Source organism: Caballeronia glebae (assembly GCF_001545035.1).
Taxonomy (GTDB): domain Bacteria; phylum Pseudomonadota; class Gammaproteobacteria; order Burkholderiales; family Burkholderiaceae; genus Caballeronia; species Caballeronia glebae.
This window is the reverse complement of the sequence record NZ_FCOJ02000012.1, coordinates 129,545-151,454: the sequence shown is the minus strand read 5'-3', so window position 1 is coordinate 151,454 and position 21,910 is coordinate 129,545. Positions and strand designations below refer to the sequence as shown.

Sequence of the window (21,910 nt, the reverse complement as noted above, 5' to 3'; positions counted from 1 at the left end):
TTAGTTGGGACTCCGCGTCGCGTTGCCTCTTCCGAGTGAGCGGGCGCGCGTTCAAGAAGGGATATTTCAACAGCCTGCTAGGGGTGACGACGGCGCGAAAAGCCTTCCGTGCGACGGCTGAGAACCGCTCGCTCGCGCCGGGCGGTATTTGAAACCATCCGAAGGCAGCGGCCCTACGAGAGATTTTTCGCACGACCGCTTTACCAAGCTCAACATTGGTGCGCGCGGTGTCGGGAAGGCGATACGAGCAAAAGAGGTCGAACCTTTCGGCGCGGCCGATGCGCTTTCGCGAGGACGCTACCTTTCGGCCGTTCGCTTCCTTTCCGTTTGCTTGATCGACAGCGACCTAACGAGCGTCCGTACAACAGTTATTAGGGCATCCGGGCACATATGTCACTTCTACGCGCTGCCCCCCCGGCTCAGAGAAGCTTCTAGGCTCACTCTCTACATAGACTCGCCCGTACACCGATAAGCTTGTGCTATGTAGCCCAAATTGCTGCATAGCGTTCCACACTCTTGTGGCGCGCTCTTCCGAAAGCTTGCTCGGGTTCGTTTCTGACGGTTCTGCCAACCCTCTCACAAGGATGCCGTCTGTGACTTCGAACTGACGCATATCGGCCGCCCACTTAGACAGTCGCGAAAGCTCACTTACCATGACATCGGCCGAATTCTTCTGGAACTGCACATCGATCTGCCTTCCCGGTTGATTCTGAGATCCGTCGCACGCATTTGATTGCGTACACCACGCCAAAGCCGCTACCGCTAACGCTTTCTTAATCGGAATAGACACAGTAACCCGCAACGCTGTCGGCATTCTTAATCGCAAGTTCTGGGTCCGCTCGACCCCATGTTTTGAGCATTGGAACAATTCCATACTTAGGATCTTCTGTCGCCATGGTATCGAGGAAATGGGTAGCTTCGTGGATTATCGTCGAGACACGAGAATCGCCTCCGCCGCTCCTTGGTCTCATTGTGCAAAAGCCGAGACTGATGGCGATTGTGTGTGTTGCTGTATCAGGGGCGCACACGTGCGCGGCCTCCGCATCTCGGCCACGCGGATTGGGCAAACATCCAGTCGCCTTGTCCCCTTCGCTATCGGAACGGACAACATTCTCAGGGCCGAATTCGCGCACGACCTCAAGCACCCTTCCTAGACCATTGAGAAGATGCTCGCGCATACTTTCGTCATTGCGCCCGAACCATTGGAACACTCGATCTTTCTCGCTTGTGTGCCACGCGTTTAAAGCTTTCAGCCGTACTCCTATTTTCGCGACGGCTTCCGCCTGTGCATCGGCAAAGACCTTTCTAAATTCCGCATTAGTCATGTTCGGACATATGCGTTCGGTGTTCACATCTATGACCACCGACGAACCCTCGATTGTGTTGGTCATCGACGAATGAATTTCAAAGAATTCCTTTGCCATTACTCTGCTTCCTCAACCTCGACCGTGATTTTTTCGGCCGCGCTGGTCTTGATGCGTTGTGTCCGTCCTGCTTGGTCAGTCACACCTTCCACGATTACGCCGTTACTGCTAACCAAGCGATAGGGCACGCTAGCAAGGGGTCTACCGCTCGTTCTGTCGCGAAGCACGTACTCTTCGTCGAAAACGGAAGCGGCTGGCAGCGCACTCGCGAGCGGCAACGCGCTCGTGCCGCGCGCATTGCCGCTATCAACTCCGCTTTTTAGAAAAATGCCTGGATTCTTCCCGATCAGGACTCGATTCTGTTTACACGGACAAAGCACAACATCGTTATCAACGACGGCACAGCGGCCCTTTTCCTTTATGCCCCGTCCGGTCCCATGTATCTTGTACTTGCCTTTGCAGTTCCCGCATGTTGCTTCGTCGTCGCTGAGAGCAACTCTTCTTCTATCGTCGCGAATTGTCGATGAACCAGCGATGACGATGCCGCCTGTAGTCGTTGGGTCGCCTTCGCGTATTGCTGCCTTACGCATGAGCCGATCCCGCGCCGCAAAGGCTGGGCGGCACATATCCCGGTTCGAACAGTCCTGGAATGGTCATGCCTTCTTTTTTCGAGGCGTCACACACCAATTGCGGTGCCGTCGCGATCTTGTCGCCGCTGCTCAGACGTGAGCCAACAAGGGCAGCTTCGAAGCCATCGAATTCCGCGCCACTTGATACTTGCAGAATTCTTCGACCACGTCCGCTTGTTGCCCCAACGGTCGCGAGCCAACACATGAGTTCGTCTCGTTCTTGCATGACGTCTTCCGCAATTTTGTTATGGATAACAAAGTTATCGGATTTGAACGCCGAACGGAACAGACACGCGTCATTTTGTGTCGATGAAACCATGCAAAAAGCCACGCAAATTATGAGCAAGCGGTGCACGGCAGAGATGCTCGACTAGAGCGCAAGATTGTGCCAATGTGATTGCCTGATGGCATCTACAGATTCGGTGAATGCGTGCGATCCCGGATCGTTACTTCGTATTCCGAGGGCGGCGTTCATTGCACGGTCGCGTGGCGCACACGGGGCAGTGCTAGTAGACCGACGCGAAACCGGGAGCCGGCTAAAGTAACTAAAGTAACAAAACAAGAAAGCAAAAAAAAGCGCCGCAGGCAAAACTCCACCCGCGACGCCCAGCGTTGCCCAACGCTCAAAGCCCTTTACTTGGTCCAGGAATCCACCCGATCCCCATGCGCGCTGATCCACGCGTCGGCGGCAGCCTGAGGCTTCTCGCCATTCTGCGTGGCGAGCATCACGCTATCGATCTCACCCGGCTTCCACTGAAACTTCTTCAGGAACGCCACCACCTGCGGCGCCTTCTTCTCCAGCTCCGGGTTGATCACGTTATCCACGTGTTCCGACTCGCCGAACACCTTCTTCGGGTCTTCGAGGAACTTCAGCTTGTACTTCGCGAACATCCAGTGCGGCTTCCAGCCCGTCACGATGATCGGCTTCTTCGCCGCCTCCGAACGCGCCAGTTCCGCCGTCATAGCCGAGCCCGAACTCGGCAGCAGCTTGTAGTCGAGGCTATAGGCCTTGATCGCTTCGCTCGTCTTCTGCATCACGCCCGCGCCCGCATCGATACCGACGATGCGCGAATCGAATTCCGCCTTCTTCGCTTCGAGATCGGCCAGGCTGTTGACGTCGACATTCTCCGGCACGATCAGGCCAATCTTCGCGTCCTGAAAGTTCGGGCCGAGATTCACGACCTTCGACTTGAAGTTGTTCCAGTACGCGCCGTGCGTGACCGGCAGCCACGCCGAAAGCGTCGCGTCCAGATCGCCGCGCGCCACGCCTTGCCACATCACGCCCGCCGCCACCGGCACGAGCTGCACCGGATAACCCAGCTTCTTCTCGATGATGCGCGCTGCCACGTTCGACGTCGCGACGCTATCGTCCCAGCCCTCGACGTAACCGATTTTGATCGTCGGCTTATCCGCGGCGTTCGCCATCAGGCTCGAAGCGAGGGCGGCGCTCATCGCCCCCAGAACGAGCATTCTTCTCATCGGTTTCATTTGGTTTCCCCTTAGCGGCCCACGCCGTGTAGCGAACAGAATCACCAGCCAGAATTGGCCCGTAGCGCACTTTTCCGACACTCAGTTGTCAAGAAACGACGCGTCCCTTCAGGGTTTTACTTATCGACGACGAGGTCGCTCAAAGGCTTGCTGCAGCACAGCAGCACCATGCCCTGATCGATCTCGCGCTGACGAATGCCACCCGCATGCTTCATGCTCACTTCGCCGGACACGAGCTTCACCTTGCACGTTCCGCACATGCCCTGCGTACACGACGAAGGCAGACGCACGCCCGCTTTCTTCGCCGCATCGAGCACGTGTTCGCTGCTGCCGCATTCGATGTCGCGCCGGCTCTTCGCGAAGTTCACCTTGAACTTCGTATCGACGGGCGCGGCTTCGATCGTTTCGATCGTTTCGATCTTTTCAACCGTTTCGATCTGCTCCGCCGGCGCGGGCGCGAAGCCGAGCGCCTCTTCATGCGCCGCGACGAAATCAGTCTGCGTCGCGAGCGCCTCGCCGACGTGCGCCGTCGTCAGTTCAGCCGCGACTTCCTCGATAACGCCGAACGAGAAGCTCTCCTCGTGATAATGCTTGCGATCGAAACCACCCGCGTCGAGTAGATCGCGCACCGCCTTCATATACGGCGCGGGGCCGCACGTGAAAACCTCGCGTTCTAGAAAGTCCGGCGCGATCAGCTTGAGCAACGGCAGGCTCAAAAAGCCCGTCACGCCGGGCCAGTTCGTGCGCGCGCCGACGCGCTCGCAGACGAACGCCGTGCGAAAGTTCTTGTGATTCGACGCGATCAGATCGAGTTCGCGCGGGAAGATGATGTCGTCGGGCGTGCGCGCGCTATGCACGAACACGATGTCGGCATCGTCGCCGAGTTCGTGATGCGCGCGGCTCATCGACATCAGCGGCGTAATGCCCGAACCCGCCGATAGAAACAGATACTTGCGCGCCGGATGACGCGCGCACGTGAACTCGCCCGACGGTCCGAGCACGCGCACCGTCGCGCCCGCCACGAGGTTGTCGTGCAGCCAGTTCGACACCGGGCCGCCCGGCACGCGCTTCACCGTGATGGAGATCGTGTGCGGACGCGTCGGCGCGGACGAGATCGTGTAGCAGCGGTTGATCCGCTCGCCGTCGATATCGAGTTCCAGCGTGATGAACTGTCCCGGCTCGAATGTGAACGTGCGCTCGCCGGGCGCCTTGAAGAAAAAGCTTTTGACGTCGTGCGTTTCCTGCCGGACGTGACAGCAGACGAGCGTTTCGTCCGTGTCGCAATCCCAGCGCACGGGCAGCGTCCCCCAGAACTTCGCCTGGGTGACACGGCTGTCGGTCGGCTCGAACGTAGCCTGATCGCGCATCATGTTCTACTCCTGCTACGACTGCTTCAGCGCATGAAGGAAACGACTTTCTCACCGTGCGACGCATCGACGCCGTGCTCGGGCGTGTCGGCGTAATCGGCAAGACGTCCGATATACCACTCGCAAAACTTCTCGACGAGACCTTCCGTGAACGGCGAGTACGGGCCCGGTTCGTAGGCGTTGCTCGCGACGCCGAGCTGCGAGTACTCGACGAGCGTGCGGTCCTGATCGTTCGTCGCGCGCCACACGGCGGTGAGATTGTCGACGTCGTAATCGATGCCCTCGCGCGCATCTTTGTGCACGAGCCATTTCGTGCGCACGAGCGTTTCGCCCGACGCGAGCGGAATCACGCAGAACGTCACGATGTGATCGCTCATGAAGTGATGCCACGAGTTCGGCTGCGTCCAGAACGACAAGCCGCCCAAGTCCGCGCGCTCGAAGCCGCCGAGCAGTTTCTTCGATGCGACCTTCGCGTCGAGCGTCTGCGATTCGCCGTCGCGATCGAGCGGCAGGCGTTGCGTGCGAAAGCCCGTGACGAGATCGGCGAGACGCTCGATTTCCGCGGACGGCAAGCACATCGCCTCCCATTGCTTCGCGCGCTCTTCCACGGTCTTCTCGAACGCCGCCATGCCTTCTTCGTTCGCGGGCGAGCGCTGATAGCCGAAGCCGTATTCATAGAGCGAAATGGTCAGTTCGGGATGGTTCGCGACGCAGTGATAGCACTCGCGATTGTTCTCCATCGTGAGCTTCCAGTTGCCTTTCTCGACGATATCGATGCTCGCCGCGATCTTGCATTCCCTCAGCCCGTGCGGCGCGAGATACGGCTCCATCGCTTCGCGCATCACGGCGAAATCGGCGGGCGGTTCGTCGGCGAGACAGATGAAGATGAGGCCCGCGAGATTCTGCACATGCACCTTCTTCAGGCTGTGCTTGCAGCGGTCGAACTGGTCGCCCATATGCTCGGCGAACATCAAGTCGCCGGAGAGGTTGTAGGTCCAGCTGTGATACGGGCACACGATGTTGCCGAGCGAGCCCTTCTCCTGATTGCACAGGCGCGCGCCGCGATGCCGGCACACGTTGTAGAAGGCGCGGATTTCCATGTCGTCGTCGCGCACAATCAGGATCGAGTCGTTGCCGATCTCGACCGTCGTGTAATCACCCGGCTCGGGAATATCCGGTTCGATGGCGACCTGAATCCAGGTCTTGCGGAAAATAGCGTCGAGATCGAGCGCGTGAATTTCCGCGCTCGTGTAGAACGGCGCTTCGAGCGTGTGGCCCTTTTTGCGGCGTTCGATCATTGCGCGAACGTCTGCCGAAACTCTCATCGTGTGCTCCGTTTTGCGTCACGTCTGGTGCCCCGCCAAACACCTTTGAACGCGGGCTGCTGCAAGCGTATGTGAGTCAGAAAAGCTAGTAATCGACGAGTTGATGTTCGCGCAAATACGCCAGAATCACTTGTGCTTTTTCGACGGGACTCCCTTCAATTACGACGCTGCCGCCGCGACTTTCCGTCGTCGTCGCGCCGAGCATGCGCGCATGGCCCGAGCGCTTTTCGGGCGCGGCCAGCTTCTTTGGTTTCGCTGCGACCGGGCCGATGCTCCACGCCGCGCTTTCCTTGTCGACGGGCGCACTCGCCGCGACCGGCGCGACGTGGCCTTCGCGCATGCGCGCATACGCATAGCGCGGCGCGGCGTTGGCGAGCGGATGCACGGCGACGAGCGCGGGCATTGGCGCGCGCACGCGGCGTCGCAAACCCTTCGGCATGAACTGGCGCACTTCGATGCCTTCGGTCGTGACATCGACATCGACGGCCGCGCCGACGAGCGGAACGTTCAACGCATCCGCGAGCTTGTAAGGCAGCGTGCCGCTGTCGTAAGCGCCTTCGGCGCGCGTGCCGGTGAACACGAGGTCGTAGCCCGCGAGTCGTGCTGCGAGCGCCGCGCACGCATCGCCCTGTGTGTTGAGCACTTCGACTTTCGGCGCGCCGAGCGCGAGATATTCGGTGAGCGCGGGATTCGCCGGATCGCCCGCATGAAGCACGTCGAGTTGCGCGCCGTGCGTCCTGGCGATGCCGATGGCGATGGTCAGCGCGGCGGCATCGTTGCGGCTGTAGCGCGCGACGCCGCTGACGGGATGACGTCCGGTGGAAACCAATACGGCGATCTTCATGCGGCGACTCCTTCGACAAGCTGCGCGGTCTGCGCGATCGAAGCTCCGCTGGCACGCGCGGCGCGCGCGGCGGCGGCGGCATCGGTCAGCGCTTTGATCGTTTCCTGCGTATCCGCGACGACCGTGAGATTCGCGCGCTTCGCGATCGGCGCGCTGGCGTCGAGATTCACGGCGATCACGTGACGGCAATCCTTGATGCCCTGCAAGTGCTGCACCGCGCCCGAAATGCCGAACGCGATATACACGCTCGCCTCGACGGTCTTGCCCGTCGCGCCGATCTGCTTGTCGCGCGTGAACTTGCCGTCGTCGACGGCCACGCGGCTCGCGCCGATCGCCGCGCCCAGCGTGACCGCGAGCGCTTCGAACGCGGCGATGTCCGACACGCCGTTGCCCGCCGACACGATGAAGTCGGCTTCCTCCAGCGCGACCTGCGCCGCGTCCATCTCTTCGATGCCGAGATCGACGTAAGCGCTCGCTTTCGATGCCGGCGCGATCCCTTGTGGATTCACCGCCTCGCCCGCGCCGACGAAGGGCAGCTTCGCATCGACGGCATTGATGGCGAGCAGCACGATGTCGGGCAATGCGCGCGAAGCCAGCGCGCGGCCCGCATGCGCATACGACGCAACATGCGCCGCATCGATTTCGACGACCTGCGTGGCGATGGACGCATCGGCGCGCGCGGCGTAACGGCGGCCGAGATCGCCGTCGCCCGTCGCGTTGTCGGGCATGAAGATATGCGCGGGCGCGAACGCCGCGACGCAGGCCGTCAGCGCGCGCACTTCTTCATCGGGCGCGTAATTGCGGCGATCGAAGGCGGGCAGCTCGACGTAGCGATCCGCGCCCAAAGCCGCGGCATCGTCCTTGAACTCGCCGAACGCGATCAGCACGACTTCCGTGCGATCGTCCGCGAGCAATGCGGCGGCGGCGAGCGCCTGGCGCGCGTGATCGTCGAGCGCGCCGCGATCCGTGTGCGCCGCGACGAGCAGCGCGCGCGTCGCGGGCTTCGTCGTGCGGCGCGGCTTCGTCGCTTCCTTGTGGCCGCCGTTCGTGAAGTTCAGCACGACGCCATTGCCCACTTCGCCGAGCGTGATGCGCTTGAGCCCCGCCGCCGTGACGATGAACGGCCGGCGCGGATCGATTCGTTTGATGTCGTTCATGTCTTCACTCCAGCGCGGCGGCAACCAGCTCCGCCACGTCGAGCACTTCGGGACGAGGACCGACCACGCCTTCGAGCATCGCGGTGCATTGCGGGCAACCGACCGCGACGATCTCCGCGCCGATCGACTTCGCATCCGCGATACGGATATCCGGAATGCGCTGTTTGCCGGGGATATCCGTCAGCGGCGCGCCGCCGCCACCGCCGCAGCAACGCGCGCGCATGCCGTGACGCTCCATCTCGACGACCTTGATGCCGATGGTCTTCAACAGCTTGCGCGGCGCTTCCGTTTCGCCGTTGTAGCGGCCGAGATAGCACGGATCGTGATACGTGATCTTCTTGTCCGCGAGCACGGCGGCGGCTTTGGGCGTGAGCTTGCCGCTCGCGACGAGTTCCGCCATGAACGCGCTGTGATGCTGCACTTCGTAATAGCCGCCGAGCGCGCGATATTCGTTGCGCAGGCTATGCAGCACGTGCGGATCGGCGGTGACGATGCGACGGAACTGGTATTGCGACAACGTGTTCATCAGCTTCGATGCGCATTGCTGGAACGTGGCTTCATCGCCGAGACGCCGCGCCGTGTCGCCCGTATCCGTTTCGACGCCGCCGAGCACCGCGTAATCGACGCCGGCCTTGTTCAGCACCTTCGCCAATGCGCGCAGCGTGCGCTGATAGCGCATGTCGAACGCGCCTTCGCCGGCGATCAGCAGGACATCGACGGGACGTCCGGGCTGCGCGACCTGCACTTGCAGATCCACCGACCAGTCGTAGCGCGCGCCGATGTCGTAACCGTTCTGGCTGCCGGTCTCGCGCAAGTTCGCGAGCGTGATCGGGCCTTTGCCGGGGACATCGCCCTCCACGAGCGTCTGATTGCGGCGCATGTCGACGATCGCATCGACGTGCTCGATCAGCATCGGGCACTCCTGCACGCAGGCGCGGCATGTGGTGCAGGACCAGATCGTGTCCGCTTCGATCATCTGCGAGATGAGCGGTTTGGCCGGACCGCCCGTGTGCTTGCCGACCGGAATGCCGGGCGTCGGGCTGCCCGCGTATTGCGAGTCCGATCCGCCGACCATGCCGACGACGAGATCTTGAATGAGCTTCTTCGGATTGAGCGGCTGACCCGATGCGAACGCGGGGCACGCGGCTTCGCACTTGCCGCATTGCACGCAGGCATCGAAGCTCAGCAGTTGATTCCAGCGAAACTCGACCGGCTTGCCGACGCCGTATTCCTTCGCGTCGAGCACGGGCTTTTTCAGGGCCGTGGGCGGCACGACTTCCTGCTCATTGCGGCTCTTTGCGTGAAAGCGTTCCTGACGCGGATGAAACGCGAGATGCAGAAGGCCCGCCATCGCGTGCTTCATCGGGCCGCCTTGCGCCGCGCCGAAGGTCATCGTGTACGCGCCGGCCGCGATCAGCAACGCGACGATGATCGCGAGCGCGCCGGACATCCACGATGCGGGCAGCAGCATGAACAACGCGAGGCCGAGCGCGAACGAGCCGAGCAAAAGAGGCAGGCTGTCCCACGGTCCATGCGACAGACGCGCGGGCACGTCCTTCGCGCGACGGCGCTTGTACACGAACACCGCGCCGACGAGCATGACGATCGCCGCGAGGAAGATCGCGCGGTCGAGCCACACCGAGTAGATCGCGAGCCCGTAGTTGAGGAAGACGAGCGCCATCGCGAGGATCGCGCCGCCCGCCGTCGCGACGTGCGTCTTCGCGATATACGGATCGCGCGCCACGACATGATGCAGATCGACGAAATAGCGCTTCGGAATGGTCAGCAGATTGGCCCATCCGTACAGGCCGGCCGCCGTCGCGCGGCCTTCGCGCCAGTAGGCTGCGCGCTTCAGCAGGGCGAACGCTAGGCCCGCCATCGAAAGCCACAGCAACGCGGTGATGACAAACACGGGGTTCATCGTCGATTACCTTGTCAGAAGTCTTTGCAGAGGCGCAGCGAATCGTAGATCGCGCTATGGATGTTGTGCATCGAGATGCAGTCGCCGACGCGAAACAACAGGAAGCGTCCGTTGCCGAGTTCTTCGCTCAATGAAGGCTGCGGCTCCGATGCGAACAGCTTGTGCACGTCGACTTGTCCGCGATTGAGCGCCTCGGGCTTCAGCTTCCAGTAGAGCGCATCGTTCGGCGTGATGCCGTTTTCGATGATCACCTGATCCACCGCGCGCTCTTCCTGTTCTTCCGTGTACTCGTTGCGAATCACGGCGATCTTCTTGCCGTCTTCCTCGTACACTTTGTCGAGCCAGTAGTTCGGCGTATGGATCACGCCTTGCGCATAGAGCCGGCGATAGAAGATCGGGAACGTGGTGCCGCCGGTGTCGTCGGCGACCTTCACATCCGGCGTGACGATCTCGACGTTATTGCCACGCGACGCGATGAAGTCCGCGACGCCCGCACCCGCATGCGTACTCACGCCGTCGTAGACGAGCACGTTCTTGCCCGGCTCGACCTTGCCCGAAAGAATGTCCCACGAACTCACCGCGAGACCTTGCTCGACGCCCCACGCGCTCACCTGATTCGTGAACGACGAGCCGCCCGTCGCGAGCACGACGATGTCCGGCTTCTCCGCCATGATCATCTTGTCGTCGGCGGCGACACCGAGACGGCGATCGACGCCGAGGCGCTTCGTCTCCATGTCGAACCAGCGCACGATGCCCGCCATCTGCTCGCGCTGCGGCGCTTTCGCGGCGAGCATGATCTGGCCGCCGACATAATCGTTCTTCTCGAACAGCACGACGTCATGACCGCGCGAACGCGCGACACGCGCCGCTTCGAGTCCCGCCGGCCCCGCGCCGACCACGACGACCTTGCGCTTCGGCCCGCGCGTCTTCTCGATGACATGCGGCATCGTCTCTTCGCGCGAGGTCGCCGCGTTCTGCACGCACAGCACGTCGAGCCCGTTGTATTGGCGGTCGATGCAATAGTTCGCGCCGACGCACTGCTTGATTTCATCTTCACGGCCATCGCGAATCTTGATGACCATGTGCGGATCGGCGATCTGCGCGCGCGTCATGCCGACGAGATCGACCATGCCGTTCGCGAGCAGACGCTCGGCCTGACCCGCATCGCGAATGCTTTGCGCATGCATGATCGGCAGCTTGACCACCGACTTGATGCCCGCTGCGAGATGCACGAACGGCTCGGGCGGCAGCGCCATCGGCGGCATGCAGTTGGCGAGCGTGTTGTGCGTATCCGCGCCGGAACCGATCACGCCGACATAATCGATAAGGCCGCTTTCGGACATCGCCTGCGCGATCTCCTTCAGGTTCTCGTGCGAGAGGCCGTCTTCGTGAAACTCGTCGCCGCACATGCGCAGGCCGACGCAGAAATCCGCGCCCACTTCTTCACGCACGGCCTGCAGCACTTCCACGCCGAAGCGCAGGCGATTTTCGAGCGAACCGCCCCACTCGTCCGTGCGAAAGTTGGTGCGCGGGCTCCAGAACTGATCGATCAGATGCTGGTGCGCCGCCGAGATCTCGATGCCGTCCATACCCGCATCCTTCACGCGCTTCGCGGCCGCGGCGAAGTCCTGGATGATGCGCTTGATCTCTTCCACTTCGATGATCTTCGCATTGCCGCGATGCACCGGCTCGCGCACGCCCGAAGGCGACATCAGATGCGGCCAGTGCTCGCCGTGCCATGCGGAACGGCGGCCCATGTGCGTCGCCTGGATCATGATGAACGCGCCATGACGATGCATGGCTTCGGCGAGACGCGAGAGCGGGTCGATAACCTTGTCGGTCGCGAGATTCACCGACTTCCACCAGCCTTGCGGACTGTCGATCGAAACCGGACTCGAACCGCCGCACACGGCGAGGCCGACGCCGCCCTTCGCCTTCTCCTCGTAATAGCGGATATAGCGGTCGCCAGGCAAACCGCCCGGTTCGGCATAGACCTCCGCGTGCGCAGTGCTCACGATGCGGTTGCGCAACGTGATCTTGTTAAGCTGGAGAGGTTTGAAAAGGTTCGGGTAACGCATTGCGATCGACCTCGGGATGAATGGGCTCTCGTACTTTTTCAGCGCTTACGCTGCAATCGGCGACACTTCGAACACGCAGTGATCGTGTCCCTCGGCCGCGCATTGCGTCTCGATCGATTTCGAGCGCGGGCCTTTCTTCGCGCTGTCGGGCGCGGTGTCGTTCACCCAGTCCATCGCGCCCGCGAACCAGCCCGAGAACATGTAGCAGAGCTTGCCCTGTTTGCCCGGCTGCGCGAGCACAAACGACGAGTTATGCAGATGAATGCGCGCATGCGATGTGGTCGGATCGGCTTCGACGATAGTGAAGAGGCCCCAGCCGCGCTGCGACAAACGCTTCAGGTAATGCTCGAAGCACGCCATCCCGCTGATGCCGTGCTTCTCGGCTTCCTTGTCGCACCAGTGATAAGCGGACTTATAGCCCGCCTTGTAAAGAATTTCGGCATAGGTCTCGCGGCCGAGCGCGTCTTCCACCGCGACGTGATTGTTCGTGAAGAAGTGACGCGGCACGTAGAGCATCGGCAGCGCGTCGGTGGTCCAGACGCCGGTTTGCGGATCGACGTCGATAGGCAGTTGCGGTTGCATCGCGGGATTCCTGTGTATTTATCGTTGATGGTCAGACGTTCCAGACTTCACCGAAGAAGCGCATCCAGTTATCGCCCATCACCTTCTTGATGCGCGACTCGCTCCAGCCGGCCTTTTCCATCGCGGCGGTGAGGTTCGGGAATTCGCCGATCGTGCGAATGCCTTCCGGATTCACGACCTTGCCGAAGTTCGTCAGACGGCGATAGCGGCCCTTGTCGTGCGTGATCCAGTCGAAGAATTCGGTGCTATAGCCTTGCGTGAAATCCGTGCCGATGCCGACGTTGTCTTCGCCGATAACATTAATCGTGTATTCGATAGCTTCGAGATAATCGTCGACGGTCGCGTCCGGACCTTTCTTGAGGAACGGCGAGAACATCGTCACGCCGACGAAGCCGCCCGCATCGACGATCTCGCGCAGTTGATCGTCCGTCTTGTTGCGCGGATGATCCTTGAGGCCCGAGGGGCAGCAGTGCGAGTACGTCACCGGCTTCTTCGAGCAGGCGATCGCATCGGAGGAAGTCTTCGCGCCGACATGCGAGAGATCGACCATGATGCCGACGCGATTCATCTCGTGAATCACTTCCTTGCCATAACCCGAAAGCCCGCCGTCCGGTTCATAACAACCCGTGCCCACGAGGTTCTGGGTGTTATAGCAAAGCTGAACCACGTTCACGCCCAGCTCTTTGAATACTTCGATATAGCCGAGGTTATCCTCGAACGCATACGAGTTCTGGAAGCCGAAGATGATGCCGGTCTTGTTCTCTTTCTTCGCGCGCAGGATGTCGTCGGTCGTGCGCACGAGCGTGAGAATTTCGCTGTATTCGCGGATCTGCTGCTTCATTTCCGCGATGTTGTCGATGGTCTTCTGGAAGTCTTCCCATACCGAGACGGTGCAGTTCACGGCGGTGACGCCGCCCTTGCGCATATCTTCGAACACGGAGCGCTCGAACTTCGAGATGTTCAATCCGTCGATGATGATGCTGTCGTTGTGGAGGGTGCTCATCTTCATGTGCTCCGTGTCGCCTGAAAGGTGGGGTGTTCGACGTAGCGCCGGCAGACTTTTCAGCGATGTCGTGGTGCGTTCGCCGTTGCGTCTATTCTTGACTTTCGCCTCGCCGGTCAATTTATGAATTTAGACGTGTTCTTTACCTTTTCCGACATGCGCGTCTGTTTTCGACAAGTGGCGAATTCCGTTTCGGTGTAGCGCTTTTTTTGTTTGGTCTGTTGCACTGCGCCGGAACGATCGTGCGCTTGCACGGTGCACGCCTTGCCGCGCATGGCCCCGTGCCAGTGCGGAGCGCAGCGGAGCATGCGCGATGCCTTGCATTGCTCAGGGTTTAGCCTGATGGCATGGTAGTTGCAATCGAAATCAAAATTAGAAAAGTGGCGCGCGCTGCGCATAACGGCGCCAATCAATAGATTCCAAGGAATCAGTTCTCACATGTCCTCCGATCGCACGGCGTCGCTGTCGCACTTCGCGTTCATGCCGCTCCCCAACTTCACGATGATTGCGTTCACCAATGCGATCGAAGTCCTGCGCATGGCGAACTACCTGACGGGGCAGCCGTTGTATCGCTGGTCGATCGTGAGTCCGGAAGGCGGACCGGTGACGGCGAGCAACGGGCTTGCTGTCGATACCGGTCCGGTGGAATGCGTGGGGCAACCCGACATCGTGTTCGTGGTCGGCGGAATCGACGTGCAGCGTTCGACCACGCCCGCGCATCTGTCCGCCTTGCGCCGTTTCGCGCGCACGGGCAGCGTGCTCGGCTCGCTTTGTACCGGCACTTATGCACTGGCGCGCGCGGGCTTGCTCGCCGGCTATGCGTGCGCGATCCACTGGGAGAACATGTCGGCGCTCAAGGAAGAGTTTCCCGACACGCGCTTTCTCAAAGAGTTATTCGTGATCGATCGCGATCGCGTGACGTGCACGGGCGGCGTCGCGCCGCTCGACATGATGCTGAACCTGATCGCGGCGCGCGTCGGCACGGCGCGGGTCACGCAGATCGCGGAGCAGTTCATCGTCGAACATGTGCGCGATACGAACGCGCAGCAACGCATGCCGCTCGTCGCGCGTCTCGGGTCGGCTAACAAATCGCTCTTCGAAGTTATCTCGCTGATGGAGAACAACATCGAAGAGCCTTTGTCACGCGAAGAACTGGCGCGGCTGGCGGGCATGTCGCAGCGGCAATTGCAGCGGCTATTCCGCGAGCATCTGGGCATGACGCCGACGCATTACTACCTGACCTTGCGCTTGCGGCGCGCGCGCGAGTTGCTGCTGCAGACCGACATGTCCATCATGCACATCACGATGGCGTGCGGCTTTCAGTCGGCGTGTCATTTCTCGAAGAGTTATCGCGACGCGTTCGGCACCGCGCCGACGCGCGAACGGCGCAAGCAGGTGCCGCCGTTGTCAGCCGTTCCCGCGATGGTGGCCTGAGCGCTCAGATCGACATGTGAAGCCGCGTTTCGCAGACTTCGCATCTGCCGACTCTTTCCGTGCGGAATACGCCGTCCAGCGCAAAGCCGAGCGCCTTGTAAAAGCGCAGGCCACGCGCGTTTTCTTCGAGCGCCCAGAGCGTCATTTCCCGATAACCTTCGCTTGCCGCCGCGTTGATGGCTTCGTCGATCAGCATCCTGCCCGCGCCCTTGCGCCAGTGCGCCGGGTCGATATAGATGGCTTCGATTTCGGCGTCGGTGCTGCCTTTGTCGTGATCGCGCGAGGCGCCCCATGCGATCCAGCCCAGCGTAACGTCGTCGCGCTCCGCGAGCATCACGCGTGGCATGCCGCGCGCGATCAGCTCGGACCATAACGCCCGGCGTTTCGGAATGGAAAGCGAATCGAGGTATTCGGCGGGAAAGATCGAGCGATACGCGGCCTGCCAGGCCTTGACGTGGATGCGCGCGATCTCCGCGGCATCGGTGGGATGCGCGAGGCGGACGGACAACGCGGTGCGGAGGTAATCGGCCTTCATGCGTGAAGTATGACGCCGATTTTCGTTCGCGGGATTGGTTTCGCTTAGCTTTGGTTTATCGCCCCCGCAGCAAAAAACAACCGCGGGGGCCACCAACTTCAAGCCGCCTTCAACAGCCCATGCGGGTCGAGGACGAATTTGCGCGGCGCACCACCATCGAACTTGCGATACCCTTCCGGCGCTTCATCGAGCGGTACGACCGTCACATTCACGATATCCGCGATCGGCAAACGGTCCCACAGAATCGCCTGCATCAGATTGCGGTTGTACTTCATGACCGGCGTCTGGCCCGTGTGGAACGAATGCGACTTCGCCCAGCCGAGACCGAAGCGGATGCTCAGGCTGCCCTTTCTCGCGGCGGCATCGGCCGCGCCCGGATCGTCGGTCACATAGAGGCCCGGAATGCCGATCGCGCCCGCCGCGCGGGTGATTTCCATTAGCGAGTTGAGCACCGTCGCGGGCGCTTCGTGGCCGGCGTCGCTGCCGTGTCCGTGCGCTTCGAAACCCACGCAATCGACCGCGCAATCCACTTCCGGCTTGCCGAGAATCTGCTCGATCTGCTCGCCGAGCGTAGCGTCCTTCGACAAGTCGATAGTCTCGAAACCCATCGCGCGCGCATGCGCGAGCCGTTCCTCGTTCATGTCGCCGACGATCGTGCAGGCCGCGCCCAGCAAGCGCGCCGACGCAGCCGCCGCCATCCCGACCGGTCCCGCGCCCGCGATATAAACCGTCGAGCCCGGGCCGACGCCCGCCATGACCGCGCCGTGATAACCCGTCGGAAGAATGTCGGAGAGACAGGTCAGATCGCGGATCTTCGACATCGCCTGCGCCTTGTCGGGAAACTTCAGCAGATTGAAGTCCGCGTAAGGGACCATCACATATTCCGCCTGGCCGCCGATCCAGCCGCCCATATCGACATAGCCATACGCGCCGCCCGCGCGCGACGGATTCACGTTGAGGCACACGCCCGTGTGTTGCGCCTTGCACGTCGGGCAGCGGCCGCATGCGACGTTGAACGGCACCGACACCAGATCGCCGATGGCGAGCGTCTCGACATCGCGCCCCACTTCGATCACTTCGCCGGTGATTTCATGGCCGAGCACGAGGCCGACCTCGGCGGTCGTGCGGCCGCGCACCATGTGCTGGTCCGAGCCGCAGATGTTCGTGCTGACCACTCTCAGAATGACGCCGTGGCCGATGTCGCGGCCGCGTGGATCGACCATCCTCGGATAGTCGATGGATTGCACTTCGACCTTGCCCTGCCCCAGATAAACGACGCCGCGATTGCTGCTCATTGATCGTCTCCTTGTTTCGTGGACGGCACGCGCGATACATCTGAGCGATGACCGCGCCCGTGCAACGAGGGTAGCGCTCTCGTGAAGCCGCGACCGTCACTCAATGCGACGCACGTTTGACTGAAACCGACATCGCACGCAGCAAACCTTTCGACCCGGTTTTTATTGATTGACCGTTCAAAATAAAAAAACTAGTATCGGCGCAAATCGTCAGTCACAGAACCGCCATGCCCAAGCTCGGAATGCGCGATATCCGCCGCGCGCAACTCATCGACGCCACGCTGCATACCATCGACCAGTCGGGACTCGCGGGCGCGACGCTCGCCTCGGTCGCACAGCGCGCAAGTACGTCGACGGGCATCGTCAGCCACTATTTCGGCGACAAGGACGGCCTGCTCGAAGCCACGATGCGCCATGTGCTGCGCTCGCTGTGGCAAGGCACGTCGCGCCGCCGCAAAGCCGCGAAGACCGATCCGCGCTCGAAATTGCGCGCGGTGGTCGCGGCGAACTTCGACGTCGAACAAGTGAACGGACCGGTCATGAAAACGTGGCTCGCGTTCTGGTCGGAAAGCATGCACAAGCCGGAGTTGCGCCGGTTGCAGCGCGTGAACACGCGGCGTCTGCATTCGAACCTGTGCGCGGATTTCGCGCGGGCATTGGCGAAACCCGCCGCCCGCCGCGCCGCGAGCGGCCTCGCCGCACTGATCGACGGGCTGTGGCTGCGCGGCGCGCTAGCCGGCGAGCCGTTCGACACGAAGGGCGCGCTGCGGCTCGCTTACGAATACATCGACCTCGTGCTGGAAGCGCGCGGTTGACCGCACAAACTTAAAGTTAAAGGAGCGCGACATGACCGCATTCGGAGAGCAACGGCTTTACATCGGCGGCGAATACGTCGATGCGACGAGCGGCGAAAGCTTCGACACGCTCGATCCCGCCACGGGCGAAACGCTCGCGCGCGTGCAGCAGGCATCGCAGGCGGACATCGATCGCGCGGTGCGATCCGCGCGCGAAGGCCAGCGCGAATGGGCCGCGATGACCGCGATGCAACGCTCGCGCATCCTGCGCCGCGCGGTCGATCTGCTGCGCGCGCGCAACGACGAACTCGCCGCGCTGGAAACGCGCGATACCGGCAAGCCGATTGCGGAGACGCGCGCCGTCGATATCGTCACGGGCGCGGATGTCATCGAGTATTACGCGGGGCTCGCGACGGCCATCGAAGGCGAGCAGATTCCGCTGCGCGAATCGTCGTTCGTCTATACGCGGCGCGAACCGCTCGGCGTATGCGCGGGCATCGGCGCGTGGAATTACCCGATTCAGATCGCGTGCTGGAAGTCGGCGCCCGCGCTCGCAGCCGGCAACGCGATGATCTTCAAGCCGAGCGAAGTCACGCCGCTCACCGCGTCGAAGCTCGCGGAGATCTATACCGAAGCGGGCATGCCCGCGGGCGTCTTCAACGTCGTGCAAGGCGACGGACGCGTCGGCGCGATGCTCGCGGAACATGCGGGAATCGAAAAGATTTCGTTCACGGGCGGCGTCGAAACCGGCAAGAAAGTGATGGCGCGCGCCGGCGGCTCGACGCTCAAGGAAGTGACGATGGAACTCGGCGGCAAGTCGCCGCTCATCGTGTTCGACGATGCGAATCTCGAACGCGCCGCCGATATCGCGATGAGCGCCAACTTCTTCAGCTCGGGCCAGGTATGCACGAACGGCACGCGCGTGTTCGTGCAACGCGGAGTGATCGGCGCGTTCGAAGCGCTCGTGCTGGAACGCGTGAAGCGCGTTCGCATCGGCGCGCCCGACGATCCGCGCACCAACTTCGGTCCGCTCGCGAGCGCGGCGCAGTTGCAGAAAGTGCTCGGTTATATCGAGAGCGGCAAGCGCGAAGGCGCGCGGCTCGCCGCGGGCGGCGCGCGCATGACCGAGGGCGCGTTCGCGCGCGGCCAGTATGTCGAGCCGACCGTATTCGCCGATTGCCGCGACGGCATGCGCATCGTGCGCGAGGAAATCTTCGGCCCGGTGATGAGCCTGCTCGCGTTCGATGACGAAGACGAAGTCATCGCGCGCGCCAGCGATACGGACTATGGCCTCGCGGCGGGCGTCGTGACGGAGAACTTGTCGCGCGCGCATCGCGTGATTCATCGGCTCGAAGCGGGCATCTGCTGGATCAATACGTGGGGCGAGTCGCCGGCCGAGATGCCGGTGGGCGGCTACAAGCAATCGGGCGTCGGACGCGAGAACGGCATCGTCACGCTGAATGCCTACACGCGCATCAAGTCCGTGCAGGTCGAGCTCGGCCCCTATCAGCCCGTGTTTTGAGGAGCATGGCGATGAGCGCGAACGAATACGATTACATCATCGTCGGCGCGGGATCGGCGGGCAACGTGCTCGCGTCGCGTCTCACGGAAGACGAAGACGTGACCGTGCTGCTGCTCGAAGCGGGCGGCCCGGATTATCGCTTCGACTTTCGCACGCAGATGCCCGCGGCGCTGGCGTATCCGTTGCAGGGGCGACGCTATAACTGGGCGTATGAAACCGAGCCCGAGCCGCATATGAACAACCGTCGCATGGAATGCGGGCGCGGTAAGGGGCTGGGCGGATCGTCGCTCATCAACGGCATGTGTTATATCCGCGGCAATGCGCTCGATTACGATAACTGGGCGTCGATGCCCGGCCTTGAAAACTGGAGTTATCTCGACTGTCTGCCGTATTTCCGCAAGGCCGAGACGCGCGATATCGGACCGAATGCGTATCACGGCGGCGATGGTCCCGTGCACGTGACGACGAGCAAGCCCGGCAACAATCCGCTCTTCGCCGCGATGGTCGAGGCCGGCGTGCAGGCGGGCTATCCGCGCACCGAAGATCTGAACGGCTATCAGCAGGAAGGCTTCGGTCCGATGGATCGCACCGTGACCGCGAAAGGACGACGTGCGAGCACGGCGCGCGGGTATCTCGATCGCGCGAAGCAGCGCGGCAATCTCACGATAGTTACGCATGCAACTACCGACCGCGTGTTGTTCTCGGGAAAGCGCGCGATCGGTGTCGCTTATCTGCATGGCTCGGAGCGCGTGAGCGCGCACGTGCGGCGCGAGGTGCTCGTGTGCGGCGGCGCGATTGCATCGCCTCAGGTGCTGCAGCGCTCGGGCGTGGGAAGATCCAGTTGGCTCAAGGAGCTGGAGATTGCCGTGGTGCACGATCTGCCGGGCGTCGGTGAGAACTTGCAGGATCACCTCGAAATGTACATGCAGTACGAATGCAAGGAGCCGGTGTCCTTATATCCGGCGTTGCGGTGGTGGAATCAGCCGGCTATCGGACTGGAGTGGATGCTGAACGGGACGGGCGTCGGCGCGAGCAATCAGTTCGAAGCGGGCGGTTTTATCCGCACGCGCGACGATGATCTTTGGCCGAACATTCAGTATCACTTTCTGCCGGTCGCGATCAATTACAACGGTTCGAATCCGATCGAGATGCATGGGTTTCAGGCGCACGTCGGATCGATGCGCTCACCGAGTCGCGGACGCGTGAAGCTCAAGTCGCGCGATCCGAATGCGCATCCGGGCATTCTCTTCAACTACATGGCCGATCCGCTCGACTGGCGCGAGTTCCGCGATGCGATTCGCATCACGCGGGAGATCATGCGGCAGCCTGCTTTGGAGCGGTATCGCGGGCGCGAGCTTCATCCTTCCGACGATCTGCAAAGCGATGCCGATCTCGACGCGTTCGTGAAGGCGAAGGCGGAGACGGCCTTTCATCCTTCGTGTTCCTGCAAGATGGGATATGACGATATGGCGGTCGTCGATGGGGAAGGACGCGTGCACGGGATGGAAGGATTGCGCGTCGTCGATGCGTCGATCATGCCGCAGATCACGACCGGCAATCTCAATGCGCCGACGATCATGCTCGCGGAGAAGATCGCGGATCGGATTAGGGGAAGGGAGGGTTTGGCGCGGGTTGATACGGATTATTTTGTGGCGGGGGGGAGAAGGGCGCGGGGTTCCGCGTAGGTGGAGGAACCATCAATGAGGCGTGCCGCGCCGTGATGCTCGCGGGCCTATCTCCGCGCACGCGGAGGAACCTCGACGTCATTCGCGAGCGTGGCCATCGCCGGCGGTCTATCTCCGCGCACGCGGAGGAACCGTCATCGACCTGCTGATGCCGCCCCTCGACAAGGGTCTATCTCCGCGCACGCGGAGGAACCTTGACCGACCTCGTCAATCTCGACGTGATCGCGGGTCTATCTCCGCGCACGCGGAGGAACCGCTGTCGGCACGTAGAAGGGCATCCACCGAAAAGGTCTATCTCCGCGCACGCGGAGGAACCTCAATGTCCCGCCAGAACAATCGCGCAAGGCTGGGTCTATCTCCGCGCACGCGGAGGAACCGAAGCCGCCGCCGAAGACATTGATTCGTTCGCGGGTCTATCTCCGCGCACGCGGAGGAACCCAGATGGTGAGCGGCGAGATAACGCCCCGCCAGGGTCTATCTCCGCGCACGCGGAGGAACCCCCTATCTTGAGACTGAGGGTTACGGCGTCCCGGGTCTATCTCCGCGCACGCGGAGGAACCATTTTCCTTCCGCCGATGTGTTTTCCGATGTAGGGTCTATCTCCGCGCACGCGGAGGAACCGAGGTCTTCGCCCATTCGATCGCCTGCCAGACGGGTCTATCTCCGCGCACGCGGAGGAACCTTCGCGAAGACGCGGAAGCAGTACGGAAACATGGGTCTATCTCCGCGCACGCGGAGGAACCGGACTCCGACGAATGGCTCGCGAAGCGCACCGGGGTCTATCTCCGCGCACGCGGAGGAACCTCTACCTCATAACATCCTGATCGCAAAGCAAAAACCGCCAAACCGACCCAATCTCAAAACCGTATTTTCAAAGAACGAAATAC

Annotated in this window: 18 protein-coding genes and 1 CRISPR repeat array; of the genes, 4 read left to right on the top strand and 14 right to left on the bottom strand. The window is 61.9% G+C overall.

Annotated features, from left to right (window positions below; genetic code table 11):
* Positions 1-773 precede the first annotated feature (773 nt).
* The 12 genes from AWB82_RS11190 to AWB82_RS11140 all read right to left on the bottom strand — a co-directional run bounded on the left by AWB82_RS11190 (position 774) and on the right by AWB82_RS11140 (position 13,758).
* Positions 774-1,424 carry a M35 family metallo-endopeptidase gene (locus tag AWB82_RS11190; protein ID WP_086967196.1) on the bottom strand — a complete coding sequence of 217 codons (651 nt, stop codon included), beginning with the start codon at positions 1,422-1,424 and terminating at the stop codon, positions 774-776.
* On the bottom strand, positions 1,424-1,954 hold the full coding sequence (locus tag AWB82_RS11185) for a PAAR domain-containing protein (RefSeq protein ID WP_086967213.1): 531 nt from the start codon (positions 1,952-1,954) through the stop codon (positions 1,424-1,426). Before AWB82_RS11185 ends, AWB82_RS11190 begins: the two co-directional genes overlap by 1 nt.
* A complete protein-coding gene (locus AWB82_RS37030; protein WP_143756701.1) occupies positions 1,947-2,312 on the bottom strand; it encodes a hypothetical protein in 366 nt (121 codons plus the stop codon). Before AWB82_RS37030 ends, AWB82_RS11185 begins: the two co-directional genes overlap by 8 nt.
* A gap of 314 nt (positions 2,313-2,626) precedes the next feature.
* Positions 2,627-3,463, bottom strand: coding sequence for a glycine betaine ABC transporter substrate-binding protein (locus AWB82_RS11180; protein ID WP_407642990.1), 837 nt, complete (start codon positions 3,461-3,463; stop codon positions 2,627-2,629).
* A gap of 134 nt (positions 3,464-3,597) precedes the next feature.
* A complete protein-coding gene (locus AWB82_RS11175) occupies positions 3,598-4,851 on the bottom strand; it encodes a hybrid-cluster NAD(P)-dependent oxidoreductase (RefSeq protein ID WP_407642989.1) in 1,254 nt (417 codons plus the stop codon).
* A gap of 23 nt (positions 4,852-4,874) precedes the next feature.
* The gene (locus AWB82_RS11170; protein ID WP_086967194.1) at positions 4,875-6,173 is read right to left on the bottom strand and encodes an aromatic ring-hydroxylating oxygenase subunit alpha; all 1,299 of its coding nucleotides are present in this window, start codon (positions 6,171-6,173) and stop codon (positions 4,875-4,877) included.
* Between the two features lie 85 nt (positions 6,174-6,258).
* Positions 6,259-7,017, bottom strand: coding sequence for a drug:proton antiporter (locus tag AWB82_RS11165; protein ID WP_086967193.1), 759 nt, complete (start codon positions 7,015-7,017; stop codon positions 6,259-6,261).
* Positions 7,014-8,174: an electron transfer flavoprotein subunit alpha/FixB family protein gene (locus AWB82_RS11160; RefSeq protein WP_086967192.1), complete on the bottom strand. Its 1,161-nt coding sequence runs from the start codon at positions 8,172-8,174 to the stop codon at positions 7,014-7,016. Before AWB82_RS11160 ends, AWB82_RS11165 begins: the two co-directional genes overlap by 4 nt.
* A gap of 4 nt (positions 8,175-8,178) precedes the next feature.
* Positions 8,179-10,095, bottom strand: a complete 1,917-nt coding sequence (locus AWB82_RS11155; RefSeq protein ID WP_086967191.1) for a (Fe-S)-binding protein — start codon at positions 10,093-10,095, stop codon at positions 8,179-8,181.
* Between the two features lie 14 nt (positions 10,096-10,109).
* The gene (locus tag AWB82_RS11150) at positions 10,110-12,173 is read right to left on the bottom strand and encodes an NADH:flavin oxidoreductase (protein ID WP_086967190.1); all 2,064 of its coding nucleotides are present in this window, start codon (positions 12,171-12,173) and stop codon (positions 10,110-10,112) included.
* Positions 12,174-12,218: 45 nt separating this feature from the next.
* Positions 12,219-12,755 (bottom strand): DUF5943 domain-containing protein, encoded by a 537-nt coding sequence (locus AWB82_RS11145; RefSeq protein ID WP_086967189.1) that lies wholly within the window; start codon positions 12,753-12,755, stop codon positions 12,219-12,221.
* Positions 12,756-12,786: 31 nt separating this feature from the next.
* Positions 12,787-13,758 (bottom strand): dipeptidase, encoded by a 972-nt coding sequence (locus AWB82_RS11140; protein WP_086967211.1) that lies wholly within the window; start codon positions 13,756-13,758, stop codon positions 12,787-12,789.
* 438 nt (positions 13,759-14,196) lie between these two features.
* On the opposite strand from AWB82_RS11140, the gene AWB82_RS11135 reads away from it, so the two are divergent.
* The gene (locus AWB82_RS11135; RefSeq protein ID WP_086967188.1) at positions 14,197-15,192 is read left to right on the top strand and encodes a GlxA family transcriptional regulator; all 996 of its coding nucleotides are present in this window, start codon (positions 14,197-14,199) and stop codon (positions 15,190-15,192) included.
* A 4-nt stretch (positions 15,193-15,196) separates the two neighbouring features.
* On the opposite strand, the gene AWB82_RS11130 is transcribed toward AWB82_RS11135, so the two are convergent.
* Together AWB82_RS11130 and fdhA are read right to left on the bottom strand one after the other, a co-directional pair.
* Positions 15,197-15,727 carry a GNAT family N-acetyltransferase gene (locus tag AWB82_RS11130; RefSeq protein WP_086967187.1) on the bottom strand — a complete coding sequence of 177 codons (531 nt, stop codon included), beginning with the start codon at positions 15,725-15,727 and terminating at the stop codon, positions 15,197-15,199.
* Positions 15,728-15,825: 98 nt separating this feature from the next.
* A complete protein-coding gene (fdhA, locus tag AWB82_RS11125; protein ID WP_086967186.1) occupies positions 15,826-17,022 on the bottom strand; it encodes a formaldehyde dehydrogenase, glutathione-independent in 1,197 nt (398 codons plus the stop codon).
* A gap of 227 nt (positions 17,023-17,249) precedes the next feature.
* Here fdhA and betI point away from each other — a divergent pair, with 227 nt between their 5' ends.
* The 3 genes from betI to betA are packed head-to-tail and all read left to right on the top strand — an operon-like array spanning position 17,250 to position 21,023.
* On the top strand, positions 17,250-17,837 hold the full coding sequence (gene betI, locus AWB82_RS11120) for a transcriptional regulator BetI (RefSeq protein WP_086967185.1): 588 nt from the start codon (positions 17,250-17,252) through the stop codon (positions 17,835-17,837).
* 31 nt (positions 17,838-17,868) lie between these two features.
* On the top strand, positions 17,869-19,338 hold the full coding sequence (gene betB / locus AWB82_RS11115; RefSeq protein ID WP_086967184.1) for a betaine-aldehyde dehydrogenase: 1,470 nt from the start codon (positions 17,869-17,871) through the stop codon (positions 19,336-19,338).
* A gap of 11 nt (positions 19,339-19,349) precedes the next feature.
* Entirely contained in the window at positions 19,350-21,023 is a 1,674-nt protein-coding gene (betA, locus tag AWB82_RS11110) for a choline dehydrogenase (protein WP_086967210.1), read from the top strand.
* A 44-nt stretch (positions 21,024-21,067) separates the two neighbouring features.
* Positions 21,068-21,827: direct repeats of the CRISPR family, unit length 28 nt; unit sequence GGTCTATCTCCGCGCACGCGGAGGAACC.
* Between the last annotated feature and the right edge of the window lie 83 nt (positions 21,828-21,910).

Bases quoted from the DNA above. Each gene is read 5' to 3' on its own strand.
- AWB82_RS11160 (WP_086967192.1), bottom strand. From the start codon at position 8,174: ATGAACGACATCAAACGAATCGATCCGCGCCGGCCGTTCATCGTCACG.
- betI (WP_086967185.1), top strand. From the start codon at position 17,250: ATGCCCAAGCTCGGAATGCGCGATATCCGCCGCGCGCAACTCATCGAC.
- AWB82_RS37030 (WP_143756701.1), bottom strand. From the start codon at position 2,312: ATGGTTTCATCGACACAAAATGACGCGTGTCTGTTCCGTTCGGCGTTC.
- AWB82_RS11175 (WP_407642989.1), bottom strand. From the start codon at position 4,851: ATGATGCGCGATCAGGCTACGTTCGAGCCGACCGACAGCCGTGTCACC.
- AWB82_RS11185 (WP_086967213.1), bottom strand. From the start codon at position 1,954: ATGCGTAAGGCAGCAATACGCGAAGGCGACCCAACGACTACAGGCGGC.
- AWB82_RS11165 (WP_086967193.1), bottom strand. From the start codon at position 7,017: ATGAAGATCGCCGTATTGGTTTCCACCGGACGTCATCCCGTCAGCGGC.
- AWB82_RS11170 (WP_086967194.1), bottom strand. From the start codon at position 6,173: ATGAGAGTTTCGGCAGACGTTCGCGCAATGATCGAACGCCGCAAAAAG.
- AWB82_RS11180 (WP_407642990.1), bottom strand. From the start codon at position 3,463: ATGCTCGTTCTGGGGGCGATGAGCGCCGCCCTCGCTTCGAGCCTGATG.
- betB (WP_086967184.1), top strand. From the start codon at position 17,869: ATGACCGCATTCGGAGAGCAACGGCTTTACATCGGCGGCGAATACGTC.
- AWB82_RS11155 (WP_086967191.1), bottom strand. From the start codon at position 10,095: ATGAACCCCGTGTTTGTCATCACCGCGTTGCTGTGGCTTTCGATGGCG.
- AWB82_RS11190 (WP_086967196.1), bottom strand. From the start codon at position 1,424: ATGGCAAAGGAATTCTTTGAAATTCATTCGTCGATGACCAACACAATC.
- AWB82_RS11145 (WP_086967189.1), bottom strand. From the start codon at position 12,755: ATGCAACCGCAACTGCCTATCGACGTCGATCCGCAAACCGGCGTCTGG.
- betA (WP_086967210.1), top strand. From the start codon at position 19,350: ATGAGCGCGAACGAATACGATTACATCATCGTCGGCGCGGGATCGGCG.
- fdhA (WP_086967186.1), bottom strand. From the start codon at position 17,022: ATGAGCAGCAATCGCGGCGTCGTTTATCTGGGGCAGGGCAAGGTCGAA.
- AWB82_RS11140 (WP_086967211.1), bottom strand. From the start codon at position 13,758: ATGAGCACCCTCCACAACGACAGCATCATCATCGACGGATTGAACATC.
- AWB82_RS11135 (WP_086967188.1), top strand. From the start codon at position 14,197: ATGTCCTCCGATCGCACGGCGTCGCTGTCGCACTTCGCGTTCATGCCG.
- AWB82_RS11150 (WP_086967190.1), bottom strand. From the start codon at position 12,173: ATGCGTTACCCGAACCTTTTCAAACCTCTCCAGCTTAACAAGATCACG.
- AWB82_RS11130 (WP_086967187.1), bottom strand. From the start codon at position 15,727: ATGAAGGCCGATTACCTCCGCACCGCGTTGTCCGTCCGCCTCGCGCAT.